Annotated in this window: 14 protein-coding genes; 9 read left to right on the top strand and 5 right to left on the bottom strand. The window is 45.4% G+C overall.

The window, feature by feature from the left end; genetic code table 11:
• Positions 1-50 precede the first annotated feature (50 nt).
• Complete coding sequence (locus tag Pcarn_RS16600; protein ID WP_261837039.1) at positions 51-863, bottom strand: MalM family protein; 813 nt, start codon at positions 861-863, stop codon at positions 51-53.
• 122 nt (positions 864-985) lie between these two features.
• Positions 986-2,227: a maltoporin gene (locus Pcarn_RS16595; RefSeq protein ID WP_261837038.1), complete on the bottom strand. Its 1,242-nt coding sequence runs from the start codon at positions 2,225-2,227 to the stop codon at positions 986-988.
• A gap of 607 nt (positions 2,228-2,834) precedes the next feature.
• Here Pcarn_RS16595 and glgX point away from each other — a divergent pair.
• The 6 genes from glgX to cqsA all read left to right on the top strand — a co-directional run bounded on the left by glgX (position 2,835) and on the right by cqsA (position 13,049).
• The gene (gene glgX / locus Pcarn_RS16590; protein ID WP_261837037.1) at positions 2,835-4,835 is read left to right on the top strand and encodes a glycogen debranching protein GlgX; all 2,001 of its coding nucleotides are present in this window, start codon (positions 2,835-2,837) and stop codon (positions 4,833-4,835) included.
• 224 nt (positions 4,836-5,059) lie between these two features.
• On the top strand, positions 5,060-6,850 hold the full coding sequence (locus tag Pcarn_RS16585; protein WP_261837036.1) for a diguanylate cyclase domain-containing protein: 1,791 nt from the start codon (positions 5,060-5,062) through the stop codon (positions 6,848-6,850).
• Between the two features lie 174 nt (positions 6,851-7,024).
• Entirely contained in the window at positions 7,025-8,863 is a 1,839-nt protein-coding gene (locus Pcarn_RS16580) for an ABC transporter ATP-binding protein (RefSeq protein ID WP_261837035.1), read from the top strand.
• 327 nt (positions 8,864-9,190) lie between these two features.
• Positions 9,191-10,231 carry an arginine N-succinyltransferase gene (astA, locus tag Pcarn_RS16575; protein ID WP_261837034.1) on the top strand — a complete coding sequence of 347 codons (1,041 nt, stop codon included), beginning with the start codon at positions 9,191-9,193 and terminating at the stop codon, positions 10,229-10,231.
• Between the two features lie 31 nt (positions 10,232-10,262).
• Positions 10,263-11,618, top strand: coding sequence for an N-succinylarginine dihydrolase (astB, locus tag Pcarn_RS16570; protein WP_261837033.1), 1,356 nt, complete (start codon positions 10,263-10,265; stop codon positions 11,616-11,618).
• A 249-nt stretch (positions 11,619-11,867) separates the two neighbouring features.
• Positions 11,868-13,049 (top strand): alpha-hydroxyketone-type quorum-sensing autoinducer synthase, encoded by a 1,182-nt coding sequence (cqsA, locus tag Pcarn_RS16565; RefSeq protein ID WP_261837032.1) that lies wholly within the window; start codon positions 11,868-11,870, stop codon positions 13,047-13,049.
• Positions 13,050-13,087: 38 nt separating this feature from the next.
• On the opposite strand, the gene Pcarn_RS16560 is transcribed toward cqsA, so the two are convergent.
• Positions 13,088-15,118 carry an ATP-binding response regulator gene (locus Pcarn_RS16560; RefSeq protein ID WP_261837031.1) on the bottom strand — a complete coding sequence of 677 codons (2,031 nt, stop codon included), beginning with the start codon at positions 15,116-15,118 and terminating at the stop codon, positions 13,088-13,090.
• Positions 15,119-15,656: 538 nt separating this feature from the next.
• Here Pcarn_RS16560 and Pcarn_RS16555 point away from each other — a divergent pair.
• From Pcarn_RS16555 to Pcarn_RS16545, 3 genes are all read left to right on the top strand, one after another.
• The gene (locus Pcarn_RS16555) at positions 15,657-15,821 is read left to right on the top strand and encodes a hypothetical protein (RefSeq protein WP_261837030.1); all 165 of its coding nucleotides are present in this window, start codon (positions 15,657-15,659) and stop codon (positions 15,819-15,821) included.
• 187 nt (positions 15,822-16,008) lie between these two features.
• Positions 16,009-16,533, top strand: coding sequence for a porin family protein (locus Pcarn_RS16550; RefSeq protein ID WP_261837029.1), 525 nt, complete (start codon positions 16,009-16,011; stop codon positions 16,531-16,533).
• Between the two features lie 312 nt (positions 16,534-16,845).
• Complete coding sequence (locus Pcarn_RS16545; RefSeq protein WP_261837028.1) at positions 16,846-17,037, top strand: hypothetical protein; 192 nt, start codon at positions 16,846-16,848, stop codon at positions 17,035-17,037.
• Between the two features lie 131 nt (positions 17,038-17,168).
• Here Pcarn_RS16545 and aroG read toward each other — a convergent pair whose 3' ends face one another.
• The gene (gene aroG, locus Pcarn_RS16540; protein WP_261837027.1) at positions 17,169-18,221 is read right to left on the bottom strand and encodes a 3-deoxy-7-phosphoheptulonate synthase AroG; all 1,053 of its coding nucleotides are present in this window, start codon (positions 18,219-18,221) and stop codon (positions 17,169-17,171) included.
• A gap of 248 nt (positions 18,222-18,469) precedes the next feature.
• Positions 18,470-19,072: a TetR/AcrR family transcriptional regulator gene (locus Pcarn_RS16535; RefSeq protein WP_261837026.1), complete on the bottom strand. Its 603-nt coding sequence runs from the start codon at positions 19,070-19,072 to the stop codon at positions 18,470-18,472.
• Positions 19,073-19,311 lie beyond the last annotated feature (239 nt).

The following is a 19,311-nucleotide window of genomic DNA, read 5'->3' as shown; positions in this document are numbered from 1 at the left end:
ATTTAGATTAAAAGGCCAGTTAAAGTTCAGACATCTAACTGACCATTCTTTTATCGGGCTTCTAGTGCCTCGATATAGACCTTCTTCGCATCTTTAACGCCTAGGTCCTGAGCCTCTTCAAGTAGAGCTAGGGCTTTTGGCATGTTGTTATCAGCAACAGCTTGGCGAATTGCACTGTGGTAATAGGTTGTCGAGTCACCAGCTTGGTCTGCTCGAACAACGTTCTCTTCCACTGGCTGCGTCACACCTAGCTGTGACGTTATCTCAATCTTGAACTCACCCGTATCAGCGTGTGCAGCAATCGGGTTAGGGATTTCAGGCTCTACCTTGCCAGTGCTTCTTGCAAATGCTTTAGCTGGGTGCAGTAGTTCTGTAGTTTCAGCCAAGTCTTTTGCTGTTGTATAGATCAGAACTTGAAGCTGCTCTTGCCCTGCCGGTGGTGAGAAGATGAACTCACCTTCCAAGCGATCAGGATAAATTAGTTTCGCGTACTCATACTTAAATTCGTCCGCATCATAGTTAAACAGTAATTCACCTGTACTCGAATAAATCGCTACATTTGGAGAATATACGGTTTGCGTAGCAACACTGGTGATTTCAAACTTCAGTGCACCTCGGTTACCAGGAACCGAAAAGCTGGCTACGTTAGTTGTAAGTGAATCTTGTTGTAATTGCGGGCTCTGGTCGTTAATAACGAATTCCAGATTAGCTGGCAAAGCTACATTTTGACTATTTAGTTGTGATATTTGTTCAATGGTTACGGCACTGAAATCTTCAGCTGCAGAGGTGTCCAACACCTGAACATTTGAAGCACAGCCTGCTAGCGCGGATGATAACGCAACCATTAGCACAATCTTTTTCATTCTAGTTTTCCTTTGGCTATCAAAGCGACTAACTGTATCAAAAAAGGCCAGCCCTGCGGACTGGCCTTCACGTTTTATATCAAAGCGTTATATTGCTAAGAGTTGATTCAAAGAATCAATCCTTACCACCAAGCTTCTACCTGAACACCGAAGTTCAGCTCAGAATCACTGTCGTTTAGAGGGTTACCCACAGTGCCTTCGTCGTTTGTAACATAGCTCGCGTATACACGGAACTCAGGACGTGCCCAGAAGCTGTCACCAGCAGAGATTGCTTGTGCGATTGTGTATTTCTGACCGCCTGTGTCTTGACCTAGAGCAGTCTGACCAGTGAACGCACCTAGCTCAAGAATAGTGGTGTGTAGCTCGTTCCAACGGTATTGAGGACGAACAACTACAGATAGAGTCTCGATGTTATCAGTCTGGAATTGCTGAACGTCGTCTGTCGATGCTTGCCACAACAACTGGTGAGAGATGTCGAACTGACCGAATGTCATTACACCGTGGTTGATGATACGGTAAGCTGCTGCACCGTCTTCTGCTTCTGCGCCGTACCAGTTACCCGCACCGCCGTATGCGATTGCTTTACCGTAACCTTCAGTACCATACTGGAACACAGTTTTGTTGAAGCCATTGAAGATAGACTGAGTCAACTCAGCAGTAAGCATTACACCATCTTTAGGGCTCTTGCCGTTATAAGCATCAGACTCGTTAGTCACAGCATAGTCAACACCTAGCTCAAGAGAAGAGTTTGACCAAAGTTCTAGGCCTGCATAGCGCACGTCGAAGATGTTTACATTCATTGCATCACCACGTGACGCTGAACCTGGATCACTGAAGCCGAAATCTTCACGATCTGAACGGACCCACATTACAGATAGGCGACCTGGACCCATTTCGATGTTGTCGATACCAGCACCTGCACCTGAAATATCCCAGTAGTAACGGTCAGTGATGTGGATGTCATGACGTTGGTTATAGCGCTTACCAGCCCATAGAGTAGCTTCTGGAGCAAAACCTAGAACACCAGTTGCTTCTACGTTAAACTGACGAAGAGCGATTTCATCAGGGTTGTCACCACCTAAAGCTTCGTAGTCGTTACCTTGGTCAGAAACAACTGCAAGCATAGAGTTCACACGGAACTTAACTCCATCTTTTTCCCAAACGTCTTTGCCGATGCCGATTTCACCGTAAAGCTCGTCTTCGTTACCTAGACGACCTAGGTTGTTTCTTTCAAAAGAAACGTTTTGACCTTGACCACTTACGCCAACACCAGCACGCATGTAACCATTAAAGTCTACTGCCAAAGCAGAGGTTGATAGTAGGGCAGCAGATACCGCTGCAGTTAATAGGTTTAGCTTTTTCATTACTCGTTAACTCCCGAACGATTTTATTTTTTTAATTTCCTAATTACCTTCCAGCTGACCACCTTTCCGTTGGCAAATACTGTAGTGAAGATAAATCCGAAAACTTTTTCTTTTCGACGAGAAAGATAATAGGGCGAATAAAAAAATAATTCTGTACTCCTCCCCCTAAAATGCGAAGGGGGAAGTAGACGGGATTAGGGGGGCGTAGAAATAGTGATTTGGAGGGTGAATCACAAATCTAGGGAGTATTTTAGCGATCTCTAGTGATATGGATCACAAGCCATTTTGTGCAAAGTTAGATCCCGATCGATTTATAAAAGTTTCATCTCTTTTTTATTTTTTTTCAGGTTCCGTTTAAAAATGTGAGCTCTCGCAAAATATTGTTTCATTCTGGTGCAAACATTCACACTCGCGGTGCACTCAAAAGTTTGAAGTAGTGCAAATAAGCCGTTTTTCTCAAATTTCTAAAAGAAATAAAACATCTAAAGCTTTATAACGAACCGTTATCAGACCTAGCTTCTCGACATTTGGTGTTGCGTTAAATTCACAAACCTTTTACCGTAGGCGAAGGCCATTCAAAAATAATATAAAACGAATTTTAAATAGAATGAGTAACAAGCGATCTCGCCCTTATCCACTGGGTGCCGAGCTGGAAGCAAGTGGATGTAACTTCTCTATTCATGCGCCACACCGTAAAGACATTGCGTTGGTGCTATTTGATAAGAATGGAGAATTTAAAACCTACCCAATCACCGAGCAATACGGTGGCATTCGACATATCTTTATTGAGGACGTAGTGGCAGGCCAAGAATATGGCTTTGTGGTTACGGACGAAAACAATCAGCAATATCTATTATCTGACCCGTACGCGAAGGCGCTAAGCAAGCCTCTTCATTATGATGCGCCATTCTCACCAGAAAAAAGCTGGTCGATGGCGAAGTCTGTGGTCACAGCAAATAACTTCGACTGGCAAGAAAGCGACTATCCGCGTATTCCACGCTCTGAAATGGTGTTGTTTGAGACCCATGTAAAGGGTGCATCTAAGCTAAACACTAAAGTGCCAATGCAGCACCGAGGTAAATACCTAGGTCTAGTTAGCGATGAGATGATCTCTTTCTATAAAGAGCAGAACATCAACTGTCTACAGCTACTTCCTGTAGCGGCCTGCATGCATGAGCCGCACCTTCTGGATATGGAGAAGGTAAACTACTGGGGCTACAACCCTTATGTGTTTATGGCACCAGATCCACGTTATGCAGAAGTAGATGCGGTACATGAGCTAAAAACGGCTATTCGTGAGCTGCACAAGAATGACATTGAGGTCATCCTAGACGTGGTTTACAACCACACTGCCGAGGGCGGTGACGGTGGTCCAGTGTTTAACCTTAAACTGCTGGACAACGACTACTACCTAAAACACGGCTGTCACTATGCTAACTTCACCGGTTGTGGCAATACGGTTGACCTCAACTATCAACCAGCTATGAACCTAGTGATGGATACCCTTCGTTATTGGGTAACTGAGTTTAAAGTAGACGGCTTCCGTTTTGACCTAGCGGCAACCCTAGGTCGTAATGGCGATAACTTTAATCGTGAAGCAGCTTTCTTTAAGGCTGTGGCGCAAGACCCTATCTTAAAGCAGACCAAGCTAATTGCTGAACCTTGGGATATTGGCCCGAACGGTTATCAGGTGGGTAACTTCCCTGACGGTTGGAACGAGTGTAACGATAAGTTTAGAGATATTACCCGCAGCTTCTGGCGCGGTGACCAAGGCTTCTTGAAAGAGTTCGCCACGCGCATCATGGGTTCTCGTGACATCTACAGCGCGAGTCGCTGGCCACATAAGATGACGGTTAACTACATCACTTATCACGATGGCTTCACTATGCAGGACCTAGTGTCTTACAAAATGAAGCACAACGAGGCTAATGGTGAGCATAACCACGATGGTCATGGCGATAACCGCTCTGACAACCTAGGTGTCGAGGGTGAAACAGACAGCGCTGAGATTCAATTACTGCGTGAGAAACGCAAGCGTAACTTTATGAGTTCGCTGCTGTTCTCGTTCAGTATCCCACATATCCTGACCGCAGACGTGCTGTCGCATACCCAGTGGGGCAACAACAACGCCTATTGTCAGGACAACGAAATCAGCTGGCTGAAATGGGACCTAAACATCTACGCCGAAGAATTTAAGTCTTGGCTTGCGGACATGATTGCTGCGCGTCAGGAACACATGGTGCCGTTTATCGAGGCATTCAGTGGTGAGACTCGCAACGACAACCGTGTAAGCTGGCATCGCCCTGACGGTCAGTTGATGGAGATGGATGATTGGAACCGATTGAACGCCGTATCTCTAAAGCTAGGTATCGGTGAAGATGGTGCAGAGCTTCTGTACTTCATCAACCAATCGCAGACCCCAGCACGCTTTAAGCTGCCTCAAGGCGGAACTGAGCGCTGGAGCATTATCTGTGATACTGCCTTTACTAAGACAGGCGAAGGTAACCTATCTCGCGATATGCTGCTCAAGCCCCAGTCTATGGTTATCTTGAAAGCGGAAGGTCCGGCTAAGAACCTTCCAGTGAAGCAAGAAACCTTAGAAGCCTAAGACTTCTGAAAGCTTAAGAGCCCTTACCCTCTCAGTAAGGGCTTTTTAATGTCTAAAAATAAGTAAACCTGATATGTGGGGCACAAATATATTCATCTACATGATTAAGGAATCAATTAATTACAAAGAGATCTTGATCACAAAAATATTTTCTTTAGTATCTGCGCCAAACATGTTCATGAAATGAACAAAAATAAACAAGTATAAATCAGTTACAACATCAGATGGCTTTACCAAAAATACTAATTCGCTCACTGCGACCCTATGTAATCGGCCTTGCCTTACTCGTGGGATACGCGAGCTTTCAGCAATACCAGACCAATAAAGAAGCGATATACGCTCAGGCTCAAGCGAACCTGCGCACCGCAACTAAGCTCGCCCGTGAGCAGATGAAAAACAGTGTCGGCAATTTCACACTACTTCAAAACGCATGGCGAAACGGCGGTGATGTAGCCGCGAACCAGACTGCCTATCAGATGATAAGCAGTAACCAAAACTTCGCCGATATCATTCGCTTCGACACCGAATCCCTTACCGCCATCTCGGAAAAACAGGCCCATAGAGCTAGAAATAACGGTTTGCCTGTACAAAGCTTCACCCTACCTAACCTTAATTGGTCAGCGGTAACCATAGGTAAGCACGTCTACCAGCTGTCTAATATGTATCGAAATATAGAGGGACGCTGGGTATTTGCCCTAACCAAAGAGCAGCTGGCGAAAGGGCCTAGCTACTATATCGAGTTTGACCTTCTCTATATGACGCAGCTGTTTATCGACCTGCGCACACTAGATCTCGGCTTTGTGTTCGTAATGGACAAAACCAATGGGCAGATCATCTTCCATCCTCACCCACACCGTGTGGGACAAAAAGCAGTTATCTTTGATCAGTCACTAAAGAAAGAGCTTGAACAAGATAAACCGATTGGTCGAGTAAACTACTACTTTGAAGACCAATACAAAATCGCTGAATACAACGCCTATAACGACCTTAACTGGGTGTTTGTTTCTGGTGCGCTTCGTTCTGATATTATCGCCTACACCTATTCGCACTTCCTAATCTTCTTGGTTTCAGCAACCCTGATTCTGGTGGTGATTATCTTCAACTACCTAGTGCTGAACCTGCGTAAGGAGCTTCACACCCTAAACCGCGCCACCAACATGCAGAAAGCAAAGGATCAAACGCTACATATCTTCCGTCGCTTTGTAACCTCTAAGCGTGTACAGGTGTGCTTCTACCACAACGAGACTCGTGACTTCTATACCTTAGATTTTCACGGCAAGAAGCAGCTTGTGATGAAGAACGAGAAATATGCGCGCACCATTTCTGGTGAACATACCCGTTTCATCAAAAGCGCAAAAGACGATGTGCTTGCTAAGCGCCTGCAGTTTTCCAAACGCTACTACCGTATTCCACTGTATGGCCGTGGTCGCTTGCTCGGTGTGATATTCGCCGAGAGCTGGCTAGCTACTTACGCCAGTCTTATCAATCTGCTTAAGACTTATATCGAGAATTCATTATCGAATCTTGAACTAAACGAGAAGATCTATCTGCACGACAGCATGACTGACCTCGATAACCAACTAACGCTGCGTCAACACGTGGGAAACCATATCCGAGCAAAAGACCTATACCTGATGACCTTAGATGTAGACGATCTAAAGCAGGTTAACTACCAATACGGCTATCTGTGCGGGGACCAAGTGATTCTAGCGATGACCGACGTTATCAACGAGCACTTCCCCGATAGCGTCAGCAGTGCGCGTATTGGCGATGACGAATTCGCAATTCTGTTTAGAGCAGAAGATCATTCGCAGGGCTTTACGCTGGCAGAAAAACTGCGCCAGAACATCGAGTCGGTCTCTTTCATCTATGAAGACAAGGATATCTCTTTCACTGCCAGTGCCGGTGTCAGCCTAGTGCAGATAAATGTGGACGAAACCCTGAAACAATCTCAGCAAGCGCTCGAACAGAGCAAACGAAATGGTAAAAATCAGACTACAATGAACGTACTCTAGCTTCATTGCTATATCCTAAGTTTAAAAATGTAGAGCTGTTAGCTCAAGAGTGCCTACATTTTCACTATCCTTGGATATAATTAATTGAGATTTCTCGATTTTTTATCTCAAGCTATTTTTGATTCATCCTCGCATTCGCGGGGATGAGTCGTTTTCATCGTTTAGGAAAGCAGTATGTATAAGATATTCGAAGGATTCACTAAGGCCTTCCCCAAACAAGATCCTGAACAGCCACCAAACAGCATGTTTGCCTTTTGCCGCTATTACACTCGTGGATTCGAGAAGCCTCTGCTTCTTATGGCGGCGCTGAGTACAATCGTGGCTATTGTCGAGGTCTCCCTTTTCGGCATGATGGGTAAGCTAGTCGACTGGCTAGGAAGCAGCAACCCTGAAACCTTTTGGGCTGACAACTCAAGCACCCTGATTTTTTATGGTGTTTTGCTACTTATCGTTATGCCTTTGTTGGTAGTGGCCCACTCGCTTATTCAGCACCAGACGCTATTGGGCAACTACCCTATGTCGATCCGCTGGCTAGCACACCGCTACCTGTTGAAACAAAGCCTCTCTTTCTATCAAGACGACTTTGCAGGGCGTATTGCGACTAAGGTAATGCAGACCTCGCTATCGGTACGTGAGACAGTGATGAAGACGCTGGATGTATTCGTGTATGTCTCTGTCTACTTCACTTCTATCATCGTTCTGCTGGCACAGGCGGATTATCGCTTGATGCTGCCTATGCTGGTTTGGCTCCTTGCCTATATCGGCATTCAGATCTACTTCGTACCTAAGCTGAAGAAGGTTTCTTCGGAACAAGCAGATGCACGTTCGACAATGACAGGCCGCATCGTTGATAGCTACACCAATATCGCTACCGTTAAGCTGTTCTCTCACAGCAAGCGTGAAACCCAATATGCCGAAGAAGGTATGGAGGGCTTTCTAGATACGGTTTACCGCCAGATGCGCTTGGTTACTGGCTTTAACGTCAGCGTAGAGATAGTGAACTATGTGTTGGTGTTCGCCATCGCTACTATCTCTATCGTGCTGTGGATGGACAGCGCAGTTAGCGTTGGTGCTATCGCCATTGCCATCAGTTTGGCACTTCGCTTAAACGGTATGTCGATGTGGATCATGTGGGAAGTAGGTGCGTTATTTGAGAACCTAGGTACCACAGTGGACGGTATGTCTACCCTATCTAAGCCAGTAGATATCCAAGACAAAAAAGGCGCCGAGCCTATCAAGGTAGAGAAAGGTGGCATCAAGTTTGATGATGTTAGCTTCCACTATGGTGAAAACAAGGGCGTGATCAGCAACCTAAGCTTAGATATTAAGCCAGGTGAAAAGGTAGGTCTTGTTGGACGTTCTGGTGCGGGTAAATCAACACTCGTGAACCTGCTGCTGCGTTTCCACGATGTAGAAGGCGGTAAGATCCAGATCGATGGTCAGACTATCTCAGATGTCACTCAGGATTCCCTACGTAGCAAGATAGGTATGGTGACTCAGGACACCTCGCTACTGCACCGCTCTATCCGTGACAACATACTGTATGGCAATCCTGACGCATCAGAGGAAGAGTTAATTGCGGCCACCACTCAGGCACACGCCCACGAGTTTATCGAAACCCTAACCGACCCGTTCGGTAACGTTGGCTACGATGCTCAAGTAGGTGAGCGCGGGGTGAAACTCTCCGGTGGTCAGAGACAGCGTATCGCTATCTCACGTGTGCTACTGAAAGATGCGCCAATTCTGGTACTGGATGAAGCCACCTCGGCACTCGATTCAGAGGTTGAGGCAGCCATCCAAGAATCGCTCAATCAATTGATGGAAGGTAAGACGGTAATCGCTATCGCGCACCGCTTATCGACTATCGCTGCCATGGATAGATTGATAGTGCTCGATAAGGGCCATATCGTTGAACAAGGCACCCATCAGGAGCTGATCAATAACAAGGGCATCTACGCTCAACTTTGGGCACACCAAACCGGTGGTTTCATCGGTGAACAGGTAGAAAACTAGTCCTCTAAATCATTGACCGCCCGAGTCTTGGGCGGTCATTTATCAGCCTCACCTATGGCACACTGGATTTTAAAACAGTGCATCCAATCACAAATATTGAAATCCACACTCAAATTTTGTCGTATTTTTTCAAATCCATAAATAATCACTCTCCGCTCCCCTCATCAACCAGTTAATTTGAAAATCTCTGCATACTTAAGTTATATAACTGCATAAATGATGATGGACGTGCACAAATCCTCCATTTATGACCTTTTGTAGCGCTTGATCGGCCAGTCTAAGTCTGTATTTTGAAGAAAAGGATTTTTCAAAAAGGATTTAGGGACGATGCTGATAGTACGACCTATCACAGAGAACGACCGCGAAGGATTAGCGGCACTGGCAAAAGAAACCGGCACGGGCTTTACCTCGATGCAGGATTGTCCAAAGCGTATCGAAGACATGATCAGCTCTGGCTGTGCAGCCTTCGCCGACGGTGAGCCACTAGACGATGGTTACTATCTATTTGTTGCCGAAGACCTAGAGCAAAACAAGCTTGTTGGTACCTGTGCAATCGCGGCAGGCGTTGGTCTGAGTGAACCTTTCTACAGCTATCACCTAGATACCACAGTACACGCTTCTCGTGAGCTTGATGTGTACAGCAAGGTACAAACCCTAAGCCTAAGCAACTTCCACACAGGTTGCAGTGAGATGTGCACCCTGTTCTTACTTCCTGAGGCGCGCAAGAACTTCAACGGTCACCTGCTTTCGAAAAGCCGTTTCCTGTTTATGGGTCAAAACCAACAGAGATTCGACTCCACAGTTATCGCAGAGATGCGCGGTTTTAGTGACGAAGAAGGCAACTCACCATTCTGGGAGGGTCTAGGTCGCCACTTCTTTAACCTAGACTTTGCAACCGCAGACAAGCTTTCGATGCACGACAAGGTGTTCATCGCCGAGCTAATGCCAAAGAACCCGATTTATACCAACCTGTTGCCAGAATCTGCGCAAGAGGTGATTGGTCACACCCACCCACACACGCTACCAGCTCGCAAGCTACTCGAATCAGAAGGCTTTCGCTTTAACCACTACGTCGATATCTTCGATGCGGGCCCTATGCTAGAAGCGCAAGTGGGCGATATTCGTGCGGTACGTGAGCAGCAAACCTTAACCGTTGTGATCGATGATGAGCGCAAGCTGCACACTAGCAACCCATTTATGCTAAGTAACGGTAAGTTGAAAGAATTCCGCGCTATCGCAACTCGCGAAGCAGAAGTCATCAACGGCAACCTACACATTACCTCTAAGGTTGCGGATGTGCTTCAGCTAGCCGAGGGCGACCTAGCCCCTATTGCACCACTGTTTAACTCTTCAGCCGAAGCTGAATAAGTGTGACCCAATAACTGTCTAAGGAGTTACAATGAGCAACACTAAGTCGCACGTAGAAGCGAATTTTGATGGCCTAGTGGGCCCAACCCATAACTACGCTGGCCTATCTGGCGGTAACCTAGCTTCGCTGAACAACAAGACTCGACCTTCAAAACCTAAGCTTGCGGCGAAAGAAGGTTTGAAGAAGATGAAATCACTGCACGACCTTGGTATGACCCAAGGCGTGATTGCACCACTATCTCGCCCAGACCTTGGCAAACTGCGTGAGCTTGGTTTCAGTGGTGATGATGCGAACGTACTCAAGAAAGCAGCAGAGCACTCTCCAGCGCTTTTAGCGGCTTGTAGCTCAGCATCGAGCATGTGGACGGCAAACGCTGCTACCGTATCCCCAAGTGCGGATACAGAGGACGGTCGCCTACATTTCACTCCTGCCAACCTAGTCAACAAGTTCCACCGCTCAATCGAACATGAACAAACGGGTCGCATCCTAAAGGCGATGTTTGCTGATGAGAAACACTTTGCTCACCACAAGGCCCTACCAATGAGCAGCTACTTTGGTGATGAAGGCGCGGCTAACCACACCCGTTTCTGTAATGAGTACGGCGATCACGGCGTAGGCTTCTTTGTTTATGGTGAAACCGCATTTGATAATAATGCACCTAAGCCACAACGCTTCCCTGCACGCCAAACCTTTGAAGCGAGTAGTGCTATCGCTCGTACCCACGGCCTAGCTGATAAGAAGGTTGTGTATGCTCAGCAATGTCCAGATGTGATTGACGCGGGTGTATTCCACAACGACGTTATCGCTGTAGGCAACCGTGATGTGCTGTTCTGCCACGAACAAGCATTCCTAAACAAAGAATCGGTATATCAAGATCTGAACCAGGCGCTAGGTAAAGAGATGAAGATCATCGAAGTACCAACTGCATCGGTTTCAGTGCAAGACGCTGTTGCTAGCTATCTGTTCAACAGCCAACTTCTAACCCTACCATCAGGTGAAACCACCCTTGTGGTGCCACGTGAGTGTGAAGAGAACAGTCGCGTAAACGACTACCTACAGAGCCTTATTACCAGCAAAAAAGGCGTCGACAAACTGCTGTGCTTTGACTTGAAACAGAGCATGCAAAACGGTGGTGGCCCTGCTTGTCTGCGCCTGCGTGTTGTTCTTTCTGAGCAAGAGCGAGCAGCGATGAATCCATCTGTTCTCATGAATGACAGCCTATTCGAGACGCTGAACCTGTGGGTCGACCGTCACTACCGTGATGAGATCCACGCCAAAGATTTGATCGACCCAAGCCTAGTGCGTGAAAGCCAAGCCGCTCTGGACGAGCTAACCCAGATCCTAAATCTAGGCTCTGTGTACGACTTCCAGCAGACTGGCGCTTAATCCAAGCCAATTACAGGAAGAGCCGAGGTTGATAGCCTCGGCTCTTTTTTTACGTGTCATAGAACACAATCTTCGGTAGCCAAAATATCAATTCCTCATTCGAGAGTTCTAACACTTTCCCCTGTCTGAGGACACTTTTCTAAGCACACTCTAAATAATCTACATTTATTAGTGACTATCTGCACAAAATCAGCAAGATAAACAGAGTCAGCGCTGGCGTTTTTTTCAGTATTACAAAGAGAACTGAGTATGAACGCTAATACACCTAAAAAATCACTTCCCCGATTCATCGAAGACCGCTTGGACTTTTTCCTCCAAGATAGGATTGAGAGTAACTTGAACAAAAAACACCTTGTTCAAGGGAAAATACCGACTACTGATGCCATTGTGTTGCAGAGCAATGACTATTTGTCTCTGTCTCAAAATATCCAGATTCAAAGAGCCCACCAAAGAGCTATTTCCGCGAATGATGATAACGTCGTTATGTCGGCCATCTTTCAACAGGATGAATTGGTTAAACCTGAATTTGAAACCGAACTTGCCCAGTTCATGGGGATGGAGAGTTGCCTACTGGCTCAATCAGGATGGGCCGCTAACATAGGCTTGCTTCAAACCATCTGTGCAGAGGGGGTTCCCGTTTATATCGACTTCTTCGCGCATATGTCTCTATGGGAAGGAGCCAAAATAGCCGGTGCCGATATACATCCATTTATGCACAACAATACCAATCATCTGCGCAAACTGATCGCTCGCTATGGGAAAGGGATCATATTGGTAGACTCGGTCTACAGCACTATAGGTACGCTTGCTCCTTTAGAAACTATCTGCGACATAGCACAAACCTCGGAGTGTGCCCTTGTCGTCGATGAATCACATTCGCTGGGTACTCATGGACCGCAAGGTGCCGGACTGGTTAAACAGCTTGGGTTGAGTCATCAGGTGGATTTTATTACCGTGAGTCTTGCTAAGACTTTTGCATACAGAGCGGGGGCTATCCTTGGCTCAAAGAAAATATCGCAAACTCTGCCTTTCGTCTCTTTTCCCGCAATATTTAGCTCAGCGATGCTTCCCTCCGAGATTGCCAGACTGGATACAACTTTAGAAGAAATACGGCTAGCCGAGACCAAGCGAAAGCGATTGTTTAGTCATGCTCAAACCCTTAGAAAGGGTTTAAAGAGTATTGGGTTCAAGGTTCGTAGCCAATCACAGATCGTCGCGCTCGAATGTGGCAATGAGAGGAATACTGAGCGTGTGCGGGATTTTCTCGAAGATAACAATATATTTGGCTCTGTTTTTTGCCGACCAGCGACGACCAAAAACAGCAACATCATTCGTTTTTCACTTTGTGCCGACTTGGATCAACAAGACATAGACGACATTCTAACTGTGTGTCAGTTAGCCTATGACAACCCTGAGTTGGAGTTTATTTAAGCGTATCGTGACTCTCCGGCTTACTGGCCGGAGAGTCATTAGATCCAGTCGGAGATCTTCTCCAACAATGCATCTTGGCTTGCAGGCTTGCGCAGATGATCATGCATACCACTGAGCTTTATATTATTCACAGCATCCGCTGAGATATCCCCTGTATGAGCGATAATCGGTATGTGCGAAAACTCTCGCTGTGAATTTCTGATTGTTGCCGTTGCTTCGAGGCCATTCATGTCAGGCATATCCACGTCCATCAGAATTAAGTCAATCTGGTTCTCTTCCAGCGCCAAGATTGCTTTTCTGCCGCTATTGCTCTGGATAACCTCAAAGCCCTGCTTCTGCAGAATAATCGATGTCAGCATGCGCAGAGAATCGTTGTCATCCACCACCATAACCGTTCTGCCCGCATAAGACTTCTTGGCACTAGTTGGGCGCACCTCTTGCGTGTCACTAGAAAGTTTGCCCAACAGCATATTTATCAACATAAACTCAGAGGCTTGTGACCATCTAGGATAGCTGCTCCAAAGTAGCTCAATGCCAGCGTGCTCATGCTTAGACAACACCGCCGTATTCGATAACCTTGGTACTGCACTTAACTGTTTGATTTGGTGCAATTCTAAGCAATCGCTATCAATCAAAATCAGGTCGGATTTAATCTTTTTATTGCCTAACAAAGCATTAATATCCAGCGTCTCAATGCTAACACCAATATTTCTTGCAACCTTGTGCACCGAATGTATCTGTGATTTATCATCACTGACCAGATGCACTGTTTTACAACCAAGTACTTGCTGCTGAAGGTTTTTGATCGCTTGAGAATCAACCCTTGGTACTGTGATGATAAAACTCGTGCCCTGACCTAGCTGCGATTCACATCGAATGTTCCCCTCAAATGCGCGAATCACCTTTTGACAAAACGGTAGTCCAAGACCGGAGTTGCTCTGTCCCCCAGTTGAGAAAAAGTCATCAAAGATTCGCTCTACTACCTCTTGAGGCATGCCTTTGCCGTTATCTGTGACAACCAGTCTGTTTTCGTGCTCCGACGGCACAATGGAAACCTGGATTTGAAGTTCCTGCCCATCGGCTACACCGTGCTGATACGCATTCTTCAGCAAATTAAACAGCACATAACGCAGTAATACATCACTACCTAAAAACTCAAAATCACCAGAAACAGATAAAGAGGTGTTGCCTTTTGAATGAGGCTGCTGGTAGCCAAAGCTCTCAATGGCATTTTCCACCACATCCTTTGCGGAATAGTACTGAAAGGACGCACAGGAGATTTCACTTTCGTCTATGGATGTCAATAAGAGGTCGATGGCCTCTCGCCCACCTTGGATTGAATTCTTAGCAAATTCAGTGGTTTGCAACAGTTGCTCAGCTTCGGATGCAGAAATCTGATAGGTGGTGAGGTCTTTCCCGTCTGGTTTAGGGATAAGAGATTGAAATACATCTACTGCAGCAGACAGCGTCGCCAAGGGGTTTCGCATCTCGTGTGCAATTCCTGCCCCGAGGGTTTTAGTTAACGCAACCCTGCCCTCATGCTGATTCTGATTACGCACATAAAAAGCACTGCCAAACACATACACAAATAAGAAGATAGGGACATACGCCCATTCAAAGGCGCTATTTCCCGCCAGATCTCCAGACAACCAAGTCATTGCTATTGCCAGTAAGACACCAACTATCCCCTGAGCAAACAGCAGCCAGGTCACATGAACCAGCAATACATGCAGGAAAATGGCGGACATATAGGAGAGTAGCCAGATCGTCGACCAATCATTCATTATCAGCATGTAGAAAAAGAAGAAGGGCAGACACAGGGTTATGACTATCTGGTAATAAATATGGAAATGCTTTTTCCAAGGGCTCGCGAGCTTATCCCTCAGAACAACTCCTAGAAACAGTAACGAACAGAATACTCTCAGCGCTAGGCTTTCATAGGGCTGTGGGAACAGGTAGGTCCAAGTGATGTAGTAAATGGGAAAGCCAACGAAACCCATCCAACCGACCAGTGTTAGGTTTGGGCCTGCATATTGATACGCTTTCTGGGAAGCATTTTTTACATCCATTAACCACCGCCGTGAAATTGCGAAACCGTTTTTGAAAAACACACAACCTGAAGCTCAGTTGCCACTAAAACACATTTAACTGTTTATGAAGTGCGAATGGTACACATTTTTTATTTAGCCTCCCACAACCGTTAGCTAGGCGCAAAAGACAAAGTGTAAACCGTCGTTATTCTCTCATTTCATCAACAAGGTTACTCAAATAATTACCATAACTAGTGGCTTAAAATCACTCTCAATATGAAGAAAATGCCCGGCTGATGGTTTCAAATAAATGAGAATAACCTTGCCTAAAGATCGGCAACTAAAACAAACATTCATAACCTTCTATGGACACACCAAAGCGTTAAGTATTCACAGAGGGCATACCATATACAATTCTATATATACCTAGTTAAAACTATGACAATAACGAGCTAATAAGAATATTATTCGAGCCTATTTGAATGGTTTTTCTATCCTGCTTAGGGATAATCGCTACAAACCAAGCAATGCAAGGGAGCACGCTTGGGGAGCACCACCCAGTAATAAGGATATTAAAATGATCAAAGCAGAATTGGCTTATAAGCCACTTGGCATTGGTAAATGGACCACAGTGACCATTTCTCGCGATATGGCTCTTGCACTTGCCAAGGAGTACGCTGAATCGGGCTGGCCTGTAATGGTCGATGGCATCAAATTTGAACGCCTTGGAGTCGCCGCTTGATTGTCCAGTCGAGGTAATAAATTGCCTCGACTTTCTTTTACTCCCCTGTGAATAATATTCAAAATCCTATCGATTTTATGCTTTGAGCTATGCTTAAGCATGTATTCGGTACTTGAGTCGATTAAAGTAGTCGCGATTTAGGTACCCAAAAAGCTCAATCAACATAAAAATAAAAGGGACTTGGATTATGCGCAATTCTCTTATCGCATTAACCGCAGTGGTTGCAGGCTACGCTTTCTCACCTTCCTCTCACGCCGCAGGTGTGTACGACGATGACGGAGTTTACTTCGGATTAGGCGTCGGCTTCGCAAACTTCGACAACTCCATGATAGGCGACTCCCATGACGTTCTAGTGGGTGGCATTCTCGGATATCAGTTCTGGGACTACCTCGCCGCTGAAATAAGAGGATATGGTGGCACCACTGACGATGAAGTTCAGGTCAAATACCACTATTCAGCTCTAGTAAGGGTTATCTGGCCAGCAACGCCGGCGATCAAACCTTATCTCATCCTTGGTTACGGTAATACAGAAGCCAACTACATCAGCAGCACTGAGTCAGACTCAGATTTTGTGTATGGTTTGGGTGTATCGTTCCGCAATCAGACTCCATTTATCTTCGCTCTTGAGTGGCAATCCCTCTACGATGAAGAGAACAACGGAGTGTCGGTTGATGGTTATATGATTAACACCAATGTGTACTACAAATTCTAGTTACATGGGAAAAATTGACCTAATTCAAATATTTACGGTTTATAGTCAGCTCGTACGGTTTAAATAAGCTAGACTTTAGAGACGTTGTAAAGACGTCAAAACAACTAGAACGTAAAACAGGTCAATATCTCTGTCAGTTGGCACTACGAAGATGACCCTTTTCTCCAATCCCGAGGCTGTCCCCTCGGGATTTTTCTTTATTTACATAAAAACAACAAAACCGAAACAAAATTGATCTCGATCATTTTTCATTCTTTCGAGCAGAGGTAAGGTTTGTGTTGTTAAGGAAATGTAAAGCAACAGGAGATGCACATGAAACTGAAACAAGACCCAAGATGTTACACAGACGTGTGCGTGAATGGACTTTGGTATCACTATGATCACTGCGGTACCAAGGCGTACGTTCTAAGAGGTGGCTCTTCCCCTGAGATCAACCTGTCGAAAGAGCCTCAAACAGAAGACGAATTAGTACAAATGTTAGAGCAAGTGAGTTTTAACAAGTAGCTAACAAGCACTACGTAACTGCCCTTGACTCTCCACTGGAGAGTCTTTTTTTATCTGTTATTCAATGCCTTATAGCAATTACAAAAAAGCCCCCGACTAGGTCGAGGGCTTCTAAAAAGTTGTGCTAGCAATTAAGCGTTGCGACGTGCTTCCACCGCTTTAGCAAGCTGACGTAGAGCTGTTTCGGTGTCTTCCCAACCGATACATGCATCGGTAATAGATTGACCATAGGTTAGCTCTTCACCCTCAACTAGGTCTTGGCGACCTTCAACAAGGTGAGATTCGATCATTACACCAAAGATAGCCTTTTCACCGCCTTCGATTTGACCTGAAACGTCTTCACACACGTTCATTTGACGCTGGAACTGCTTAGAGCTGTTAGCGTGACTGAAATCGATCATCACCTTCTGAGGAAGGCCAGATGCATCTAGCTTTGACTTAACATCAGCAACGTGTTCTGCGCTGTAGTTCGGCTCTTTACCACCACGCAGGATAAGGTGACAATCTGGGTTACCGCCAGTTTCTACGATAGCTGAGTGGCCGTATTTGGTTACAGATAGGAAGTGGTGCGAAGATTCAGCAGAGCGGATTGCATCCGATGCGATCTTGATATTGCCGTCGGTACCATTCTTGAAGCCAACTGGGCAAGATACGCCAGATGCTAGCTCACGGTGAACCTGAGATTCAGTAGTACGCGCACCGATTGCACCCCAGCTGATCAGGTCACCCACATACTGTGGAGTGATCATATCTAGGAACTCACCCGCTGTTGGTAGCCCCATATCAGTAAGATCAAGAAGAAGCTTACGACCAAGACGAAGACCATCGTTTAGCTTAAAGGTGTTATCTAGGTAAGGGTCGTTGATCAGACCTTTCCAACCCACTGTAGTACGTGGCTTCTCGAAGTAAACACGCATTACTACTTCAAGGTTATCGCTTAGCTCATCACGCAGTGCTTTAAGGCGCTTGCCGTACTCTAGAGCAGCTTCTGGGTCATGAATTGAGCAAGGACCTACGATCACTAATAGACGGTCGTCCTTGTCGTTCAGAATATTGTGGATAGCAGTACGAGCATTAAAGGTGGTTGCCGCCGCTGTTTCAGATGTTGGGAAACGCTCCAAAATTGCGATTGGCGGAAGTAGTTCTTTTACCTTGTTGATACGTACGTCATCGGTTTGATACATAGCGAATAATCCTTGCTTTGATGCATGTAGCAGAATAATTAAACAGGGCTTTAGCTAAAAAGCAGTGCTACATGGCTTATATAATTTTGCCTAGTGAGTGCAACTTAACTAAGAAAAACGTGAGTTGCAATCACTTTTTTATTTAAAAGGCAATAGATAGTATTAAATTTGATTTTACATGAGATGTAAAAATTTAAATACACAGGGATATTCATTCTAGTTACTATGAATTAAATTTCTTCGAAAACCTATGCTTTATAATAGGTTAGCAACAAGTCTACGCTATTTTTAACGTGTACATCTTTCTCTTTTTGGCTAGGGAAATCACGCATTCCAGCCAAAAGTGGCCAAAAATAAACTCCCTTAATTAATGTGTAGCTTTGCTCAGTAAATAGCTCAATATCGCACTCTTTGATAGAACCATGCTCTACAGCCGCTTTTATCCAACTTGCTATCGCACTCTCTTTCTTAGAGAACTTGTCTACCTGTTTTCTGAGCTCTTCTGGCGAGAAAAGGTAGTGTCCAAAGATAACTCGAGCTATCTCTATATAGTCTGGTGAGCAACTGGCATTTAGTTCCGCGAGCAGTATCTTCTCGAACTGGTCATGCAGGCTTTGTTCAGGGTGAAAAGTCACATCTATCTGCTGAACCGCTTCACGCCATAGTGAGCTAATAAGCTCTATCACCAGTTCTTCTTTGCTGCTGAAATGGTTATATACGGTGCGCTTTGAAACATTGGCTAGACTTGCAAGCTTATCCATACTGGTACCTGCAACCCCTGATTCTAGAAAGGCTTGCTTGGCTGCAACCAGGATAGCTTCTCGCTTTAATTCACTTCGAGTCTTCTTCATATTTCTTCAACGCTATGGTCATTCAAACTTAATCGTTGAGGGTGACCTTAAGATCAGTTTAAAAATAATTGTTCAAAATTACGGCTTAATGTTCAACAAGTTAACCACTCTCTGAACTAAGCAATACCAAAATAGTACACTACTTAGTTTACTTTTTGAAATTCGCATGTAAACTACACTGTATAGTTTACTTTATGAGAGTAAGTGTGATGAAACATATCGTGTTAGGAGCGGTTCTT

It is taken from the genome of Vibrio ishigakensis (assembly GCF_024347675.1).
GTDB lineage: Bacteria > Pseudomonadota > Gammaproteobacteria > Enterobacterales > Vibrionaceae > Vibrio > Vibrio ishigakensis.
This window is presented reverse-complemented; position numbering and strand designations above follow the sequence as displayed.